Annotated in this window: 16 protein-coding genes; 5 read left to right on the plus strand and 11 right to left on the minus strand. The window is 70.5% G+C overall.

Features of this window, described 5'->3' with window-relative positions; translation table 11 throughout:
- Positions 1-19 precede the first annotated feature (19 nt).
- The 3 genes from ACZ6TU_RS20620 to ACZ6TU_RS20630 all read right to left on the minus strand — a co-directional run bounded on the left by ACZ6TU_RS20620 (position 20) and on the right by ACZ6TU_RS20630 (position 2,785).
- On the minus strand, positions 20-727 hold the full coding sequence (locus ACZ6TU_RS20620; protein ID WP_467675492.1) for a methionine ABC transporter permease: 708 nt from the start codon (positions 725-727) through the stop codon (positions 20-22).
- On the minus strand, positions 724-1,758 hold the full coding sequence (locus tag ACZ6TU_RS20625) for a methionine ABC transporter ATP-binding protein (protein ID WP_467675494.1): 1,035 nt from the start codon (positions 1,756-1,758) through the stop codon (positions 724-726). Before ACZ6TU_RS20625 ends, ACZ6TU_RS20620 begins: the two co-directional genes overlap by 4 nt.
- Positions 1,759-2,134: 376 nt before the next feature.
- Positions 2,135-2,785, minus strand: coding sequence for an HAD family hydrolase (locus ACZ6TU_RS20630; protein WP_469550106.1), 651 nt, complete (start codon positions 2,783-2,785; stop codon positions 2,135-2,137).
- Positions 2,786-2,854: 69 nt separating this feature from the next.
- Here ACZ6TU_RS20630 and ACZ6TU_RS20635 point away from each other — a divergent pair, with 69 nt between their 5' ends.
- Together ACZ6TU_RS20635 and ACZ6TU_RS20640 are read left to right on the plus strand one after the other, a co-directional pair.
- Entirely contained in the window at positions 2,855-3,214 is a 360-nt protein-coding gene (locus ACZ6TU_RS20635) for a hypothetical protein (protein WP_114250993.1), read from the plus strand.
- A complete protein-coding gene (locus tag ACZ6TU_RS20640) occupies positions 3,195-3,626 on the plus strand; it encodes a hypothetical protein (RefSeq protein ID WP_467675498.1) in 432 nt (143 codons plus the stop codon). The genes ACZ6TU_RS20635 and ACZ6TU_RS20640 overlap by 20 nt, the downstream gene beginning before the upstream one ends.
- A gap of 92 nt (positions 3,627-3,718) precedes the next feature.
- On the opposite strand, the gene ACZ6TU_RS20645 is transcribed toward ACZ6TU_RS20640, so the two are convergent.
- The 3 genes from ACZ6TU_RS20645 to ACZ6TU_RS20655 all read right to left on the minus strand — a co-directional run bounded on the left by ACZ6TU_RS20645 (position 3,719) and on the right by ACZ6TU_RS20655 (position 6,017).
- A complete protein-coding gene (locus ACZ6TU_RS20645) occupies positions 3,719-4,216 on the minus strand; it encodes a GNAT family N-acetyltransferase (RefSeq protein WP_467675902.1) in 498 nt (165 codons plus the stop codon).
- A 57-nt stretch (positions 4,217-4,273) separates the two neighbouring features.
- Positions 4,274-4,768, minus strand: coding sequence for an RNA polymerase sigma factor (locus tag ACZ6TU_RS20650; RefSeq protein WP_469550111.1), 495 nt, complete (start codon positions 4,766-4,768; stop codon positions 4,274-4,276).
- A gap of 88 nt (positions 4,769-4,856) precedes the next feature.
- Positions 4,857-6,017, minus strand: a complete 1,161-nt coding sequence (locus ACZ6TU_RS20655; RefSeq protein ID WP_467675501.1) for a glycerophosphodiester phosphodiesterase — start codon at positions 6,015-6,017, stop codon at positions 4,857-4,859.
- Between the two features lie 402 nt (positions 6,018-6,419).
- Here ACZ6TU_RS20655 and ACZ6TU_RS20660 point away from each other — a divergent pair, with 402 nt between their 5' ends.
- Positions 6,420-7,094, plus strand: a complete 675-nt coding sequence (locus ACZ6TU_RS20660; RefSeq protein ID WP_059422858.1) for a lysophospholipid acyltransferase family protein — start codon at positions 6,420-6,422, stop codon at positions 7,092-7,094.
- 123 nt (positions 7,095-7,217) lie between these two features.
- Here the strand turns inward: ACZ6TU_RS20660 and ACZ6TU_RS20665 are convergent, their stop codons facing one another.
- The 5 genes from ACZ6TU_RS20665 to ACZ6TU_RS20685 all read right to left on the minus strand — a co-directional run bounded on the left by ACZ6TU_RS20665 (position 7,218) and on the right by ACZ6TU_RS20685 (position 13,199).
- Positions 7,218-8,750 carry an MFS transporter gene (locus ACZ6TU_RS20665; RefSeq protein WP_467675503.1) on the minus strand — a complete coding sequence of 511 codons (1,533 nt, stop codon included), beginning with the start codon at positions 8,748-8,750 and terminating at the stop codon, positions 7,218-7,220.
- Entirely contained in the window at positions 8,747-9,298 is a 552-nt protein-coding gene (locus ACZ6TU_RS20670) for a TetR/AcrR family transcriptional regulator (RefSeq protein ID WP_467675505.1), read from the minus strand. The genes ACZ6TU_RS20665 and ACZ6TU_RS20670 overlap by 4 nt, the downstream gene beginning before the upstream one ends.
- 85 nt (positions 9,299-9,383) lie before the next feature.
- A complete protein-coding gene (locus tag ACZ6TU_RS20675) occupies positions 9,384-10,355 on the minus strand; it encodes an aldo/keto reductase (RefSeq protein WP_467675507.1) in 972 nt (323 codons plus the stop codon).
- A gap of 144 nt (positions 10,356-10,499) precedes the next feature.
- Positions 10,500-11,933 (minus strand): argininosuccinate lyase, encoded by a 1,434-nt coding sequence (gene argH / locus ACZ6TU_RS20680; protein ID WP_467675509.1) that lies wholly within the window; start codon positions 11,931-11,933, stop codon positions 10,500-10,502.
- Positions 11,934-12,002: 69 nt separating this feature from the next.
- Positions 12,003-13,199 carry an argininosuccinate synthase gene (locus ACZ6TU_RS20685; protein ID WP_469550118.1) on the minus strand — a complete coding sequence of 399 codons (1,197 nt, stop codon included), beginning with the start codon at positions 13,197-13,199 and terminating at the stop codon, positions 12,003-12,005.
- Positions 13,200-13,416: 217 nt separating this feature from the next.
- Here ACZ6TU_RS20685 and ACZ6TU_RS20690 point away from each other — a divergent pair, with 217 nt between their 5' ends.
- Both ACZ6TU_RS20690 and ACZ6TU_RS20695 read left to right on the plus strand, forming a co-directional pair.
- Entirely contained in the window at positions 13,417-14,361 is a 945-nt protein-coding gene (locus ACZ6TU_RS20690; protein ID WP_469550120.1) for a hypothetical protein, read from the plus strand.
- Between the two features lie 144 nt (positions 14,362-14,505).
- Positions 14,506-15,093, plus strand: coding sequence for a pyridoxamine 5'-phosphate oxidase family protein (locus ACZ6TU_RS20695; protein WP_467675515.1), 588 nt, complete (start codon positions 14,506-14,508; stop codon positions 15,091-15,093).
- The last annotated feature ends 3 nt before the right edge of the window (positions 15,094-15,096 follow it).

Below are 15,096 nucleotides of genomic sequence, written 5' to 3' on the forward strand. Positions count from 1 at the left end.
TGTGGGTGTACGGGGCGGTTCAGGAGGCGGCTTTGAGCAGCCGCAGTTTCGGTGCGGGGCCCGAGTGGGCGCCGCGACGGTGCAGGGAGCGGGCCGCGTAGTCGCCGGCGAACTGGATGACCGAGATGACGACGGCGAGGATCGCGACGGTGATCCACATCAGCTGGGTCTCGAAGCGCTGGTAGCCGTAGCGGATGGCGATGTCGCCGAGGCCGCCGGCGCCGACGGTGCCCGCCATCGCCGAGTAGCCGATGAGGGCGACGATCGTGGTGGTGGTGCTGGAGATCAGCGACGGTAGCGACTCGGGGACGAGGACCTTGCGGACGACGGTCCAGGTGTTGCCGCCCATGGCCTGCACGGCCTCGACGAGCCCGTGGTCCACTTCGCGGACGGCCGTCTCGACCAGGCGCGCGAAGAAGGGGATGGCGCCGATGGCGAGCGGCACGATGGCGGCCTCGCGGCCGATGGTGGTGCCGGTGATCCAGCGGGTGAAGGTCATCAGCGCGACCATCAGGATGATGAACGGCAGGGAGCGGGCGATGTTCACGATCTGCCCGATGACCTTGTTGGTGACGAGGTTCTGGAGCAGGCCGCCGCGGTCGGTCAGGACCAGCAGGACCCCGAGCGGCAGTCCGCCGACGACGGCGATGAGCGTGGACCAGCCGACCATGTAGAGCGTGTCCCAACACGCCTGCTCCAGCAGGGGCTGCATCTCGGACCAGCTCACTTGGCACCTTCCTTCACCAGCACGGACTCGTGGCCCGGGACATCGATCTGGAGGCCCTTTTCGCGCAGGAAGCCGATCGGCACGACGTTGTCCTCGTAGCGGCCGGGCAGTTCGATGCGCATCCGGCCGACCTGGAGGCCGCCGACGGTGTCGATGGCGGCACCGAGGATCGATATGTCGATGTTGTAGGTGCGGGCGAGCTGTGAGATGACGGGCTGGGTCGCGCTCTCGCCCTGGAAGGTGACGTCGACGACGGTGCGGTCCTCGCCGGAGGCCTCGCCGTCGAGCGGGAACAGCGCGGCGGCCAGCTCCGACCCGGGCGTGGCCAGGAGTTCGCTGACCGTGCCCGACTCGGCGATGCGCCCGTTCTCCATGAGCGCGGCCGAATCGCAGACCGACTTCACGACGTCCATCTCGTGTGTGATGAGCAGGACGGTCAGGCCCAACTGGCGGTTCAGGTCGCGCAGCAGCGCCAGGATCGCGCGGGTGGTCTCCGGGTCGAGGGCGCTGGTGGCCTCGTCGGACAGCAGCACCTTGGGGTCGCCGGCCAGCGCACGGGCGATGCCGACGCGCTGCTTCTGGCCGCCGGAGAGCTGGGCGGGGTATGCCTTGGCCTTGTCGGAGAGGCCGACCAGATCGAGCAGCTCCAGCGCCTTGCGGGAGCGTTCCTGGCCGGACTTGCCGAGGATCTCCAGCGGCAGTTCGACGTTGTCCTGGACGGTCCGGGAGGACAGCAGGTTGAAGTGCTGGAAGACCATGCCGATCCGGCTGCGCGCCTGCCGCAGTTCCTTTCCGGCGCGCGGGCCGCGGCCGGCCAGGGCGGTGAGGTCCTGTCCGGCGACCGTCACGGTGCCGGAGGTGGGGCGTTCAAGGAGGTTGACGCAGCGGATGAGCGAGGACTTGCCGGCGCCGGACTGGCCGATGACGCCGTACACCTCGCCTTCGCGGACGTGCAGGTCGACGCCGTCCAGGGCGGTGACCTCGCGGCCGCGCGAACGGTAGACCTTGGTCAGGTCCGTTGTGGTGATCACGTGGGTTTCCGTCACTGTCGAGTGCGCGGGCGTGGGTGTGCCCGGGCACAGGTGCATTCGTTCAGGGACGCGACACGGTTCTCGCTGGGGCGTGGAACCGGGGAGAACATGTGCGCGGGCGGCTTGGCGTCACGCACGGCTCAGGGCGTGCGGACATGCCGCGGTCTCGCTTCGGGGCGCGAGCTCAGGGGGTGGTGCAGGGGCCCTCTAGAAGGCGCACATTCGACACATACAACGAGCACCGGGCGTCATGGTCGCCTCGGTCGCGGGGATGCGGTCGCTCGTCGTGGTCATGTCGTCAGTAAAACACGCGTACGGCTCTGACCGGCCGCCGCCGTCCGGATGCTGGACAGTGGTGGACAGGGCCGGGTTTCCGTCAGTCGCGCAGGGAGATCTCCACACCCTGCTCGGTGACCAGTGCGGACAGGGCCGACAGGTTCTCGACCACCAGGTCGGCCTTGAGCTCGTCGGCCCGGTGGGTTGTGGTCAACACCACGGTGGTCATACCGGCGGCGCGGCCTGCCGTCAGGCCCGCGGGGGCGTCTTCGAAGACGACGCACCGGGCGGGGTCGACGCCGAGGGTGCGGGCGGCCAGCAGGTAGGGCTCGGGGTCGGGCTTGCCGCGGGTGACGTCGTCCGCGGCGACGAGCGTCTTGGGCAGGATGCCGACGGCGTCGAGCCGGGCCTCGGCCAGCCGCCGGGTGGCGGAGGTGACGACGGCCCAGCGCTCGGCGGGCAGAGCGTCGAGGAAGGCGCGGGTCCCCGGCAGCAGGTGCACACCGCCGTTGGGTACGTCCTCCACCTCCAGGTCCTCGATCCGCGCGACGGCCTCCGGCACCGCGTCGGCGGGCAGCAGGTCGGCGGCTATCTCGGCGGCCGGCCGGCCGTGCAGCTCGACCCGGGCGAACTCCTCGGCCGTGATCCCGTACTCCGTGGCCCAGCGCGTCCAGCAGCGGTCCACGGAGGCGAGGGAGGAGACCAGGGTTCCGTCGTTGTCGAACAACAGGGCATGCGCGTGGATCTTCATGCCCTCGACCCTACGGTGCCGGCCAGGGCCGGAAGCATCGGGCCTTTTCGGCCGTAATAAGGTCGCAGCATGCTTGATGCCCTGACGCTGGTGACCGGCGTCGCCGCGCTGCTGCTCGCCGCCTGGTGCGGCTGGGCCGCCTACCGTGACCAGCCGACGAAGGACTGGCACTTCATCGGGATGGCCGTGGTCACGCTGCTGACGCTGGTCCAGCTGGTGGTGGGGATCGTGCTGCTGGCGCGGGGCGAGAAGCCGGAGCAGGGCACGACGATCTTCGTGGCGTATCTGCTCGGGGCGTTCGCCTGTGTCCCGGCGGCGGGGTTCATGTCGCTGGCGGAGCGCACCCGGTGGGGTTCGGTGACGGTCGCCGCCGGCGGTGTGGTGCTGGCTGTGCTGGAGGTGCGGCTCTATGACATCTGGGGAGGCTGAGGTGAGCCGGCGGCGGCTGACCAGTGGGCCCGGCACGCTGCTGGTGTGGCTGTACGGCGTGATGGTGGTGGGCGCGGTGTCGCGGTCCGCGTACCAGATCGCGACGGAGTTCGACCGGGCGCCGCTCGCCTACTCACTGTCGGCCGTCGCGGGTGTGGTCTACGGGTTCATCACGTACTCGCTGGTGCGCGGCGGGGAGACGGCGCGCAAGGCTGCGCTGGCGTGCTGTGTCGCCGAGTTGGTGGGTGTGCTGACGGTCGGGACGTGGACGTTGATCGAGCCGTCGGCGTTTCCCGACGCGACCGTGTGGTCGGACTTCGGGATGGGCTATGTGTTCATCCCGGTTCTGTTGCCGGTATCGGCGATCTACTGGCTGCGGAAGTCGCGTGCGCGGCAGGAGGATGCCGCCTGAGGTGATCAGGCGGCCGCGGGCCATGTGTGGTCGCTCGCGCCCACGCGGCGGAGCCGCACATCGATACAGCCCCGCGCCCCTAGGGGCGAGATTCAAGCCGTCGCTGCGTAAGTGCTGGCCGGCTTCTCCAGGACGATCATCGGTACGCCGTCCGCGCCCTGGGACGTGCCGACGGTTTCGTAGCCCACCTTGCGGTAGAGGCGGAGGTTGCCCTCGCTGCGGTGGCCGGTGTGGAGGCGGAAGCGGGTGGCGCCGTGCTGGTCGGCGAGGGCCGATTCGGCCGCTCGGAGGAGGCGGGCGCCGATGCCGTGACCCTGGAGGCGGGGATGGACGCAGAGCTTGCCGATCGCGGCGGCGCCGTCCTCGGTGACCGAGCCGACGACCGAGCCGACGACCTCGTCGCCGAGCCGGGCCACGAAGACGCAGTCCCGGGCGACCTCCTCGCGGACCGAGTCGAGGGTTTGGACGAGCGGGTCGATGCGGTAGTTGCCGTACAGCGCCGCCTCCGACTGGAAGCACAGGTATTGCAGCCTGAAGATCTGCTCCGCGTCCTGCTCGGTCGCCGCAGAGATGGTCACGCTCATGCCCATGTGCGCACGCCTCCCGCTCATCTGATCACCTGTCGTTCCTCACTCCTATCCCCGCCCTCAGCGCGCCGCAACCTCCGGCGTGAGTAATCTGCGAAGACATCCCAGGCATCTGGAACGTTCCGGGCCAAGACTGCCCTGTGAGATACCCAACTCCCCTGCGATTTCCCGGTATGTCAGGTCCTCCGGAGAGAGCAGGGCCTCCATCAGCCGGGGGCAGCGGCCCGGGAGGCGGCGCACGGCGGCGCGCAGGGCACGGCCACGGGCCGCGGCGAGGGCGAGCTGCTCGGGGTCGCGGTCTCCGTCGTCGACCGGTTCGACGGCGTACGGCAGTTCGAGGCGGCCCGTACGGCGGGCGCGGCGCGCTTCCGAACGGACGGCCCGGCGGAGCCATTCCTGCGGGTCGAGCGGCGGGCCCTCGGCGTCGAGGCGCTCCAGCAGACGGAGCCAGACCGCCTGCTCCAGGTCGCCCGGCTCGGCTCCGGCAGCATATGCCTCCGCGGAGGCCTCGGCAGTGAGCAGCGGGCGCAGGGCGGTGACCAGGTCGTGCGTCATATGCGGAGCGACGCGGCCGCCCGGGCTGCGGGTTGCCCGGGCCGCCGAAGCTCACTCGACCGGGGGGTGTGAGCTCACATGTTGACGCTCAGTTGCCGGCGAAGTCCGCGCGGGCCAGCAGGCCCGTGTCGGGCTGGTCGGTGAAGACGCCGTCGATACCGGTCGCGAAATACGCCTTGTACGCGCCGAAGACGTCACCGTAGGCGTCCGCGTCCGTGCCCTTGCGGAAGTTCGCGGGCAGGAAGGGGTTCTCGTTGCGCAGCGTCCACGGGTGCAGGATCAGGCCCACCTTGTGCGCGTCCGCGACGAGCGTCGTGGGCTGCGTGAGGTTGCCCCTGGCGTCGCGCGGGATGATCAGGTCGAGGGTCGGGCCGATGCCCTGGGCGTAGGAGGCGATCTCCCGCAGGCCGGCCGGCTTGACCAGGTCGGCGACCGTGCGCGGGTCGCCTGTCTCCACGAAGTCCCAGGGGCGGGTGTCCGCCGAGGACAGCAGGACGGCCAGGGGGTTGTCGACGAGCTTGTTCAGGCGCTGGATGCTGGTCGGCTCGAAGGACTGCAGGACGACCGGGGAGGTCCGCCGGTCCTTGCGGTATTTGCGCAGCAGCTTGGCGACCCGCTCCTCCAGCGGGAGGCCCTGCTTGCGGAAGTAGGTGGGGTGCTTGAGCTCGGGGTAGATCCACACCTGCTTGCCGCGCTTGCGGGTCTGCTCGTCCTGCCACTTCAGGACCTCTTCGAAGGTGGGGATCTGCCAGCGGCCGTTGTAGAGGGTGTTGTGCGGGCGGTTGGCCGGGATGCGCTCGATCGCCCGCAGGGTCTTCAGCTCGGCGAGCGTGAAGTCCTCGGTGAACCAGCCGGTGGTGGAGACGCCGTCGAGGAGCTTGGTCTTCTTGCGGTCGGCGAACTCGGGGTGGTCGGCGACGTCCGTGGTGCCGCCGATCTCCGGCTCGTGACGGCAGACGAGGTGGCCGTCCTTCGTCGGTACCAGGTCGCCCGCCTCGACGATGTCGGCGCCCATGTCGAGGGCCAGCTGGTACGAGCCGAAGGTGTGCTCCGGGCGGTAGCCGCTGGCCCCGCGGTGGCCGACGATCGTCGGCTTGGGCAGGTTCTCCAGCCCGCCGTGCCGGGCGCTTTCGGCTCTCGCCGTGCCGGTCACGCCGAGGACCGCTCCCCCGGCGCCGAGGACCGCCGCGCCGAGCAGGGCCCGCCGTCCGGTCCCGCTCGTTTGCTCGTTCGACCTCTGCGTTCCCATGAGCGCCCTTCCTGCCGCCGGATCGTCAGTGCGGGCCGATCGTACGGGCGCGTACATGACGGGTGGGAGACTCAGGGCGGAACACGTGGGTGACGCCGGATGTCGTAGTGGCTGGTCGGGGCGGCCAACTGACGGCTCGTCGACGGATCGTCCAGTTCGTCGCGTCCCGGCGATTCGGCCCGGCGGTTCTGGGAACGCGTCCGATACGCCCGGGGAGCGACGTCCGTCACATGTGGCGGCCGAGTCACGCACCGTCCACGACGCGTCACCACAGGTAAACACGCGTCAACAGTGCGTAAGACCTCGGTTAAGTCGCCGTGCCCGATGTGCGCGACCCCCGGGGCCGCGAGTATCGTCCTCACCTGCACAGACTCATACAGCATCCCTGACACGGAGGGCCCGTTGTCCCGCTTCGCGCTCATCAAGGCAGTGCTCGGCCCGATCATGCGCCTTATGTTCCGCCCTCAGGTGGAAGGTGCGGAGCACATTCCCGGCGACGGTCCGGTCATCCTGGCCGGCAACCACCTGACCTTCATCGACTCGATGATCCTGCCGCTGGTCTGCGACCGTCAGGTGTTCTTCATCGGCAAGGACGAGTACGTCACCGGGAAGGGCTTCAAGGGCCGGCTGATGGCCTGGTTCTTCACCGGCGTCGGCATGATCCCCGTCGACCGTGACGGTGGCCGGGGCGGAGTCGCCGCGCTGATGACCGGGCGCCGGGTGCTGGAGGAGGGCAGGGTCTTCGGCATCTACCCGGAGGGCACGCGGTCGCCCGACGGGCGGCTGTACCGGGGGCGCACCGGGATCGCCCGGCTCACGCTCATGACGGGGGCGCCGGTGGTGCCGTTCGCGATGATCGGTACGGACAGGCTTCAGCCGGGTGGGGCGGGGCTGCCGCGGCCGGGGAAGGTCACGGTCCGGTTCGGTGAGGCGATGGAGTTCTCCCGGTACGAGGGGATGGACCGCGATCGGTATGTGCTGCGGGCTGTGACGGACTCCGTGATGAGCGAGGTCATGCGGTTGTCCGGGCAGGAGTATGTGGACATGTACGCGAGTAAGGCGAAGGAAGCCGCGTAGTTTTCTGGCGCGGGTGCGGGGGGCTTGTCGCGCGGTTCCCCCGCGCCCCTGAGGGTGTGTCAGCAGGGGGCGGTGGACAGCACCGGCCGCACCCCTCAGGCGCGCCCGAGCCGCGCGTGGGGGCTATGGGTGTTCCACCCCGCTCTCCAGCCGCTGCCCCCGCAGCAGGAACCACGCCGCCACCGCCGCCGCCAGCAGGACCGCCGCTCCCACGCCGGCCGCGAGAGCCAGGCCGTCGACGAAGGACGTGCGGGCCGCGTCCAGCATCACCGCGGACGTGTGCGCGGGCATGCTCGCGGCCGCCTCCACAGCGCCGCCCAGCGACTCGTGGGCCGCGGCCGGTGTGCCCGCCGGTCCGGTGAAGTCGCGGTAGACGCCGGTCACGATGGAGCCGAGCACGGCGATGCCGAGGGCCGCGCCGAGTTCGTACGCTGTCTCGGACACGGCGGACGCCGAACCCGCCTGCTCCTTGGGCACACTGGAGAGGATCACGTCGGCGGTCACGGTGAACGAGAAGCCGGCTCCGACGCCGACCACCAGCAGCGCGGCCCCGAGCAGCGGGTAACCGGTGGACTGGCCGATCACCGTGAGCGCGGCCAGGGCGAGGCCGATCGCCGCGAGCCCCCCGGAGACGACGGCCCGCACCGAGAAGCGCCGGGCCGCCCGCCCCGCGACCAGGCCGGCCACCACCGCGCCGATCGCGGCGGGCAGTTCCGCCAGACCTGCCTCGAACGGGCGCCTGCCCTGGACGAGTTGCAGGTACTGGGAGAGGAAGAACACCAGCCCGGACAGACCGAGGATGGTCAGCAGGTCGGCCAGCACCGCCCCGCTGAAGCCGCGGTTGCGGAACAGCCGCATGTCCAGCAGCGGGACCGGGAGCGTGAGCTGGCGGCGTACGAACCCGTAGAGGGCGGCCGCGCCCAGCAGACCCCCGGCCAGGGTGCCCCACGCGAAGCCGTGCGTGGCGGCCTCCTTGATCGCGTACACGACGCCGACCATGCCGACCAGCGACAGCACGACGCTGACCAGGTCCCAGGGGCCGGGGTTCGCGGTGCGCGACTCGGGCAGCAGCTTGATGCCGACGAGGACCAGGACGACCATCACGGGCAGGTTGATCAGGAAGACCGAGCCCCACCAGAAGTGCTCCAGCAGGAACCCGCCGACGATCGGGCCGACGGCCGTGCCCGCGGAGGCGGTGGCGCCCCAGATGCCGACGGCGAGACTTCGTTCGCGCGGGTCGTGGAAAAGGTTGCGGATCAGGGCGAGCGTGGCCGGCATCAGGGTCGCGCCGGCGACGCCGAGCAGCGCCCGCGCCACGATCAGCATCTCCGGTGTCGTGGCGTAGGCGTTGAACACGGATATCGCGCCGAACGCCGTGGCACCGACCAGCAGGATCCGCTTGCGGCCGATACGGTCGCCGAGGCTGCCCATGGAGACGAGCAGACCGGCGATGACGAACGAGTAGACGTCGCCGATCCACAACAGCTGCGTGCCGGAGGGCTTCAGGTCCTCACTGATGTAGGGGGTCGCGAGACCGAGGACGGTCGCGTCGACGGCCACCAGCAGCACGGCGAGCACCAGGACGCCGAGCGCGAGCCAGCGGCCCGGGCGCTTCACCGCCTCGGCCGTCTCAGCCGGCTGCAGGGTGCTGGTCATGATTCCTCTCTCCGTAGTGCGCCGCCGAGCAGCAGCTCGACGATCATGTACTGGAAGTCCTTGGGGGCGCCCTTGCCGCTCTGCACCATCCAGGCGCCGGAGGCCAGCAGGCCGTAGAGCGCCTCGGTGAGCCAGGCCGGTGTGAGGTCGATGCGGAACTCGCCGCTGAGCTGGCCGCGCCGGAACACGGCGGAGATCCGGTCGTCGATCAGGGTCCAGCCCGCGTTCTGCTCCTCGCCCTCGAACAGCTGGTTCTCGGTGTAGAGGAACCCGAGCAGTCCGGCGGCGGGCCCCATGGCCCCGACCAGTCGGCGTACGGCCTCGCTCGCCGTGCCCTCGTCGAGCCGGGCGGCGTCCAGCGCGGCCTCGCACTCCGCGATACCCAGCGACTCCAGCGCGCGGACGAGGGCGTCACGCCCGGCAAAGTGGCGGTGCAGCGTGGCGCGGCTGATCCCGGCGGCCTTCGCGACCTCGTCCATGGTCGCGGTGGCTTTGTGGGTCAGCAGGGCCGCGGCGGTGCGCAGCACGTGGTCAGGATCGACAGCCATGAGACGACCATACTCCATATGAGACATGTATGTCTCATGCTGGGCATGCGTGCCTCACGGCTGCCGGTTCACGGAGAGGTGGTGATCAGTGCCAGGGCAGCTGCCCGCGCCGCTCCCAGTACGCCTGCGGTTCCTCGGCCAGCGCGGCGAGGCGGGTCAGCTGGTCGTCGTCGAGGTCGACGACCGCCGCGTGCAGGTTGGAAGCGAGCTGGACGGTGGTGGCCGCGCCGGAGAGGACGACGCCGGCCCAGGGCTGCCGCAGGATCACCGCCAGGGCGACGGCGTCGCAGCCCAGCCCGGTCTCCTCGGCGATCTCCTTCAGGACGTCCGGCGCGTGCGGCCCGGCGAGCCGGCCGTTGGCCATGCCCTCCTTGACGATCACGGTGAGCCCGGCGTCGTGGGCCTCGGCGAGGGCGGGCGCGGCGGAGGTCTCCAGCGCGTTGTACGTCGACTGGACGGTACGGAAGAGGGGTTCGCCGTCGACCGTCACGGCGAGGGCGGCGCGGATCGCGTCCGCTTGGGCGGGACCGCTGGTGGAGAAGCCGATGGTGAGCCCCTGGGCGGCGGCTTCCGCGAGCCTCGCGTGCAGTTCCTTGTCGGTGAGGGCCGGGCTGTCCGGGGTCACCGAGTGGATCTGGTAGAGGTCGAGCCGGTCACCGAGCAGGGCGTCGCTCTCGGCGCGCTGCCGTTCGTAGGTGGCGAGGGCGTGGTCCTTGACCTCGTGCGTCTCGGCGTCGGTGGACCAGTCGGCGGTGTAGGTGTAGCCCCACTTGCTGCCGACGACGATGTCGTCCAGGCCGGGCCTCGCCTTGAGCCAGTCGGCGAGGAACTCCTCCGAGCGGCCGTAGGAGCGGGCGGCGTCGAAGTAGCGGACGCCTTGGGCGTAGGCGGCGTCGAGGAGTTCGTGGGTACGGGTGCGCAGCGTGTCGACGCTGCGGTCTTCTCCGAGGTCTTCGTCCCGGCCGAGGTTGATGTAGCCGGGGCGTCCGACGGCGGCGAGGCCGAGGCCGATGTGACAGGTGGGTGTTGTTGCATTGGCCAGGCGGGCGAAGGGCATCGCGGGCTCCGTTCGGTCGGCTGCTGATGACCAACGTAACCCCGCGATGACCTTCGCCTCAGAGCTCGGGTCTTGCCGTGTTGTGGCGAGTGCGGGTGGTGCCGGGCTTGTCGCGCAGTTCCCCGCGCCCCCAGTCTGTTCCCCTCAGCCCTTCTTCTTGGCCACGGCCCATTCGTGCTGCGCAGCCACGTCCGCCTTCACCTCGGCCAGCTGCACCGCCACCGCGCTCGGGGCCGTGCCGCCCCGGCCGTTGCGGGAAGCCAGGGCGCCCGGGACGTTCAGGACCGTGCGGACCTCGGGAGTCAGGTGGGACGAGATCTTCGCGAACTGCTCGTCCGTCAGCTCGTCCAGTTCCTTGCCCTCCGCCTCGGCGACCTTCACGCACTCGCCTGCCACCTCGTGGGCCACGCGGAACGGTACGCCCTGCTTGACCAGCCACTCGGCGATGTCCGTGGCGAGGGAGAAGCCTGCGGGGGCCAGTTCCGCCATGCGCTCGCGGTGGACCGTGAGCGTGGCCATCATGCCGGTGAAGGCCGGCAGCAGGATCTCCAGCTGGTCGATGGAGTCGAAGACCGGCTCCTTGTCCTCCTGGAGGTCGCGGTTGTACGCGAGCGGGAGGGCCTTGAGCGTGGCCAGCAGGCCCGTCAGGTTGCCGATCAGGCGGCCGGACTTGCCGCGCGCCAGCTCGGCGATGTCCGGGTTCTTCTTCTGCGGCATGATCGACGAGCCGGTGGAGAACGCGTCGTGCAGGGTCACGAAGGAGAACTCCTTCGTGTTCCAGAGGATGACCTCCTCGGCGATCCGGGAGAGGTTGACGCCGATCATCGCCGTGATGAACGCGAACTCGGCGACGAAGTCCCGCGACGCCGTGCCGTCGATGGAGTTGCCGGAGCTGCCGTGCTCGAAGCCGAGGTCCTTCGCGACCGCCTCCGGGTCCAGGCCCAGGGAGGAGCCCGCCAGCGCGCCCGAGCCGTAGGGCGAGACCGCCGTGCGCGCGTCCCACTGGCGCAGCCGCTCGGCGTCCCGGGACAGGGACTGGACGTGGGCGAGGACGTGGTGCGCAAAGAGGACCGGCTGGGCGTGCTGGAGGTGCGTGCGGCCGGGCATCGCCACGTCCGGGTGGGCCTCCGCGAGGCCGATCAGCGCGTCCTGGAGCTCGGCGATCAGACCGCCGACGACGCGGGCGTGGTCGCGCAGGTACATCCGGAACAGGGTCGCGACCTGGTCGTTGCGGGAGCGGCCCGCGCGCAGCTTGCCGCCGAGGTCGGGGCCGAGCCGCTCCAGCAGGCCGCGCTCCAGGGCGGTGTGCACGTCCTCGTCGGCGATGGTGCCCACGAAGGAGCCGTCGGCGACATCCGCCTCCAGCTGGTCGAGCCCGGCGATCATCCGGGTCAGCTCGTCCTCGGTGAGCAGGCCCGCCTTGTGGAGCACGCGCGCGTGCGCACGCGAACCGGCGATGTCGTACGGCGCGAGCCGCCAGTCGAAGTGGACGGACGCGGACAGCTTGGCCAGGGCCTCGGCGGGACCGTCGGCGAAACGGCCGCCCCAGAGCCGTACGTCACCGCTGTTGCTGCTCACTTGCGTTGCTCCTAGAGAGGTATGGATGTGACGCGGACCTTTATATGCCCACGCCGGGTTCCCGTCGGGCTACGCCCGCAGGTGGCGCTGCGCCGCGATCTTCGACGACAGGCTGTAGATGTCGATGAAGCCCTTGGCGGCGGACTGGTCGAAGGTGTCGCCCGTGTCGTAGGTCGCGAGGTTGAAGTCGTACAGCGACTGCTCGGAGCGCCGGCCGGTGACGACCGCGCGGCCGCCGTGCAGGGTCATGCGGATGTCGCCGGTGACGTGCTGGTTGGCCTCGTCGACGAAGCCGTCGAGGGCGCGCTTGAGCGGGGAGAACCACAGGCCGTCGTAGACCAGCTCGCTCCAGCGCTGCTCGACGCCCCGCTTGTAGCGGGCGAGTTCGCGCTCGACGGTGACGTTCTCCAGCTCCTGGTGGGCGGTGATCAGGGCGATCGCGCCCGGAGCCTCGTAGACCTCACGCGACTTGATGCCGACGAGGCGGTCCTCGACCATGTCGATCCGGCCGATGCCCTGGGCTCCGGCGCGCTCGTTGAGCTGCTGGACGGCCTGGAGGACCGTGACGGGCCTGCCGTCGACGGCGACCGGGGCGCCCTCCTTGAAGGCGATGATCACCTCGTCGGGCTCGCGCGGGGTGGCCGGGTTCTGCGTGTACTCGTAGATGTCCTCGATCGGCGCGTTCCAGATGTCCTCGAGGAAGCCGGTCTCGACGGCGCGGCCGAAGACGTTCTGGTCGATGGAGTACGGCGACTTCTTGGTGGTCGCGATCGGCAGGCCCTTGTCCTCGCAGAAGGCGATGGCCTTGTCGCGGGTCATGGCGTAGTCGCGGACCGGGGCGATGCACTTCAGGTCGGGGGCGAGGGCGGCGATGCCCGCCTCGAAGCGGACCTGGTCGTTGCCCTTGCCGGTGCAGCCGTGTGCGACGGTCGTGGCGCCGTGCTTCCGGGCGGCGGCGACGAGGTGCTTGACGATCGCCGGCCGGGACAGCGCGGAGACCAGCGGGTAGCGGTCCATGTAGAGGGCGTTGGCCTTGATCGCCGGGAGGCAGCACTCCTCGGCGAACTCGTCCCTGGCGTCGGCCACTTCGGCCTCCACCGCGCCGCACGCGAGGGCGCGCTTGCGGATGACGTCCAGGTCCTCGCCGCCCTGGCCGACGTCCACCGCGACCGCGATGACCTCGGCGCCCGTCTCCTCGGCGATCCAGCCGATGGCGACAGAGGTGTCAAGACCGCCGGAGTAGGCGAGTACGACGCGCTCGGTCACGGGTTCTTCCCCTCATACTGCGATCACTGACCTGCATGATTATGCAGACCTCCGCATGATTCGTCAATGCGCCTCGGATCGAGGGCCTGATTCCGGCCATGCCGAGATGACTTTGAAGATCCTTTGAACGCGCGAAACCGCTTACTCGTACCTCTCGCCGAACGCAGGCGCCGCGTTTGACACCGACGACACCCCCGACCCCTAGTGAGGCATCCGCATGTCCAGGGCTCTTCCGAAGTACAACAAGCGTCGCGTCGGCTTCATCGGCGGCGCCGCCGCGGTGGCGCTGTCCGGCACGGTGATCGCCGGCTTCGCCCTCGCCGGGGAGACGCCCGACAGCGGCGGGACGAACGCCCGGACGCTGGCGGGTCCCGGCACCATCACGTGCCCGGACGTCACCGGCCAGCTGCCGGACATCCCGGCCTCGGCACAGGCGGAGGTCGACCGCAACCTCGCCCAGCTCAACACCCAGATCGAGGAGGCCAACAAGCGCCTCGTCGACACCGTCGGCCAGGGCGGACCCAACTTCGTCCAGAACGCCATCCTCGGCCCGCTGGAGGACAAGCGCGTCGCCGCCCTGAACCGCATCGAGACCGCCATCGGGCGTGCCGCCGAGAAGCCGGAGGGGCTGGAGGCCTTCGCCGCCTGCCAGCTCAACGCCGACGGCGGCGCCGGAGCGGGCGAGGCGGCGGGTGGCGAGGCGGGCGCCGGCGAGGAGGCCGGCGCGGGTGCCGAGGCCGGTGGCGGTGCCGAGGCCGGCGCCGGTGCCGAGGCAGGCGCGGGCGCGGAGGCCGGTGCGGGCGCCGGCGAGGACGCGGGGGCGGGTGCCGGCGAGGACGCGGGGGCGGGCGAGGCGGGCAACGCAGGTGCCGGCACGATCAGCTGCCCGGACGTCGCTTCCCAGCTCCCGGCGATCCCGGCCTCCGCCCAGGCCGAGGTCGACCGCAACCTGGCGCTGCTGGACACGCAGGTCGCGGAGGCCAACAAGCGCCTCGTCGACACCATCGGCCAGGGCGGACCGAACTTCGTCCAGAACGCCATCCTCGGCCCGCTGGAGGACAAGCGGATCTCCACCGTCAACCGCATCGCCACGGCCATCGGCCGCACGGCCGAGAAGCCGGCCGGTCTGGACTCCCTGGCCGCCTGCACACTCACCAAGTGAGGTGACAGGCGCTGTGGCCGCCCCGAGTTCGCGCCGGCCGGGGCGGCCACGGGCGTAGCGCCCGCACGCGGTGATCCGGCAGAGGTGACCGGATCACCGCAATTCCTTAGACAGCCGAAAGACCTGCGCCCACAATCGGTGGACATGGGAAAAACTCATGAGCGCATAGACGGCCGGCTCCGCTCGTTCATCGAGGCGCAGCCGGTCTTCTTCACCGCCACCGCTCCCCTGTCCGTCTACGGCACGGTCAACCTCTCCCCCAAGGGCCTCAAGGGCTCCTTCGTGGTGCTCGACGACCACACCGTCGCCTACCTGGACTTCGCCGGCTCCAACGCCGAGACCATCGCCCATCTGCGGGAGAACGGACGGATCACCCTGATGTGGTGCGCCTTCCAGGGCCCGCCGAACATCGTCCGGGTGCACGGCCGCGGGGAGCCGGTCTTCCGAGACGACCCCCGTTTCGGGGAACTGCTCGGCCACTTCCCGGACATCGACCCGGGGCAGCACGGGCTGCGCGCGATCATCGTCGTCACGGCCGAACTCGTCCGCGACACCTGCGGCTACGCCGTGCCCTTCATGGCGTACGAGGCGGACCGCGACCTGCACGGCAAGCGTTTCGCCCGTGAGGACGACGCCTCGCTCAGCGCCTACTTCACCAAGAAGGAGCACATCGCGACCAGCCTGGACGGACTACCCGGGCTGCCGTTGCCGCTGCCGCCCTCTACGGTCTGAGGC

Source organism: Streptomyces sp. NPDC052064 (genome assembly GCF_055585925.1).

Bases quoted from the DNA above. Each gene is read 5' to 3' on its own strand.
- ACZ6TU_RS20665 (WP_467675503.1), bottom strand. From the start codon at position 8,750: ATGACCAGCACCCTGCAGCCGGCTGAGACGGCCGAGGCGGTGAAGCGC.
- ACZ6TU_RS20635 (WP_114250993.1), top strand. From the start codon at position 2,855: ATGCTTGATGCCCTGACGCTGGTGACCGGCGTCGCCGCGCTGCTGCTC.
- ACZ6TU_RS20675 (WP_467675507.1), bottom strand. From the start codon at position 10,355: ATGCCCTTCGCCCGCCTGGCCAATGCAACAACACCCACCTGTCACATC.
- ACZ6TU_RS20650 (WP_469550111.1), bottom strand. From the start codon at position 4,768: ATGACGCACGACCTGGTCACCGCCCTGCGCCCGCTGCTCACTGCCGAG.
- ACZ6TU_RS20655 (WP_467675501.1), bottom strand. From the start codon at position 6,017: ATGGGAACGCAGAGGTCGAACGAGCAAACGAGCGGGACCGGACGGCGG.
- ACZ6TU_RS20640 (WP_467675498.1), top strand. From the start codon at position 3,195: ATGACATCTGGGGAGGCTGAGGTGAGCCGGCGGCGGCTGACCAGTGGG.
- ACZ6TU_RS20645 (WP_467675902.1), bottom strand. From the start codon at position 4,216: ATGGGCATGAGCGTGACCATCTCTGCGGCGACCGAGCAGGACGCGGAG.
- ACZ6TU_RS20670 (WP_467675505.1), bottom strand. From the start codon at position 9,298: ATGGCTGTCGATCCTGACCACGTGCTGCGCACCGCCGCGGCCCTGCTG.
- ACZ6TU_RS20630 (WP_469550106.1), bottom strand. From the start codon at position 2,785: ATGAAGATCCACGCGCATGCCCTGTTGTTCGACAACGACGGAACCCTG.
- ACZ6TU_RS20695 (WP_467675515.1), top strand. From the start codon at position 14,506: ATGGGAAAAACTCATGAGCGCATAGACGGCCGGCTCCGCTCGTTCATC.
- ACZ6TU_RS20690 (WP_469550120.1), top strand. From the start codon at position 13,417: ATGTCCAGGGCTCTTCCGAAGTACAACAAGCGTCGCGTCGGCTTCATC.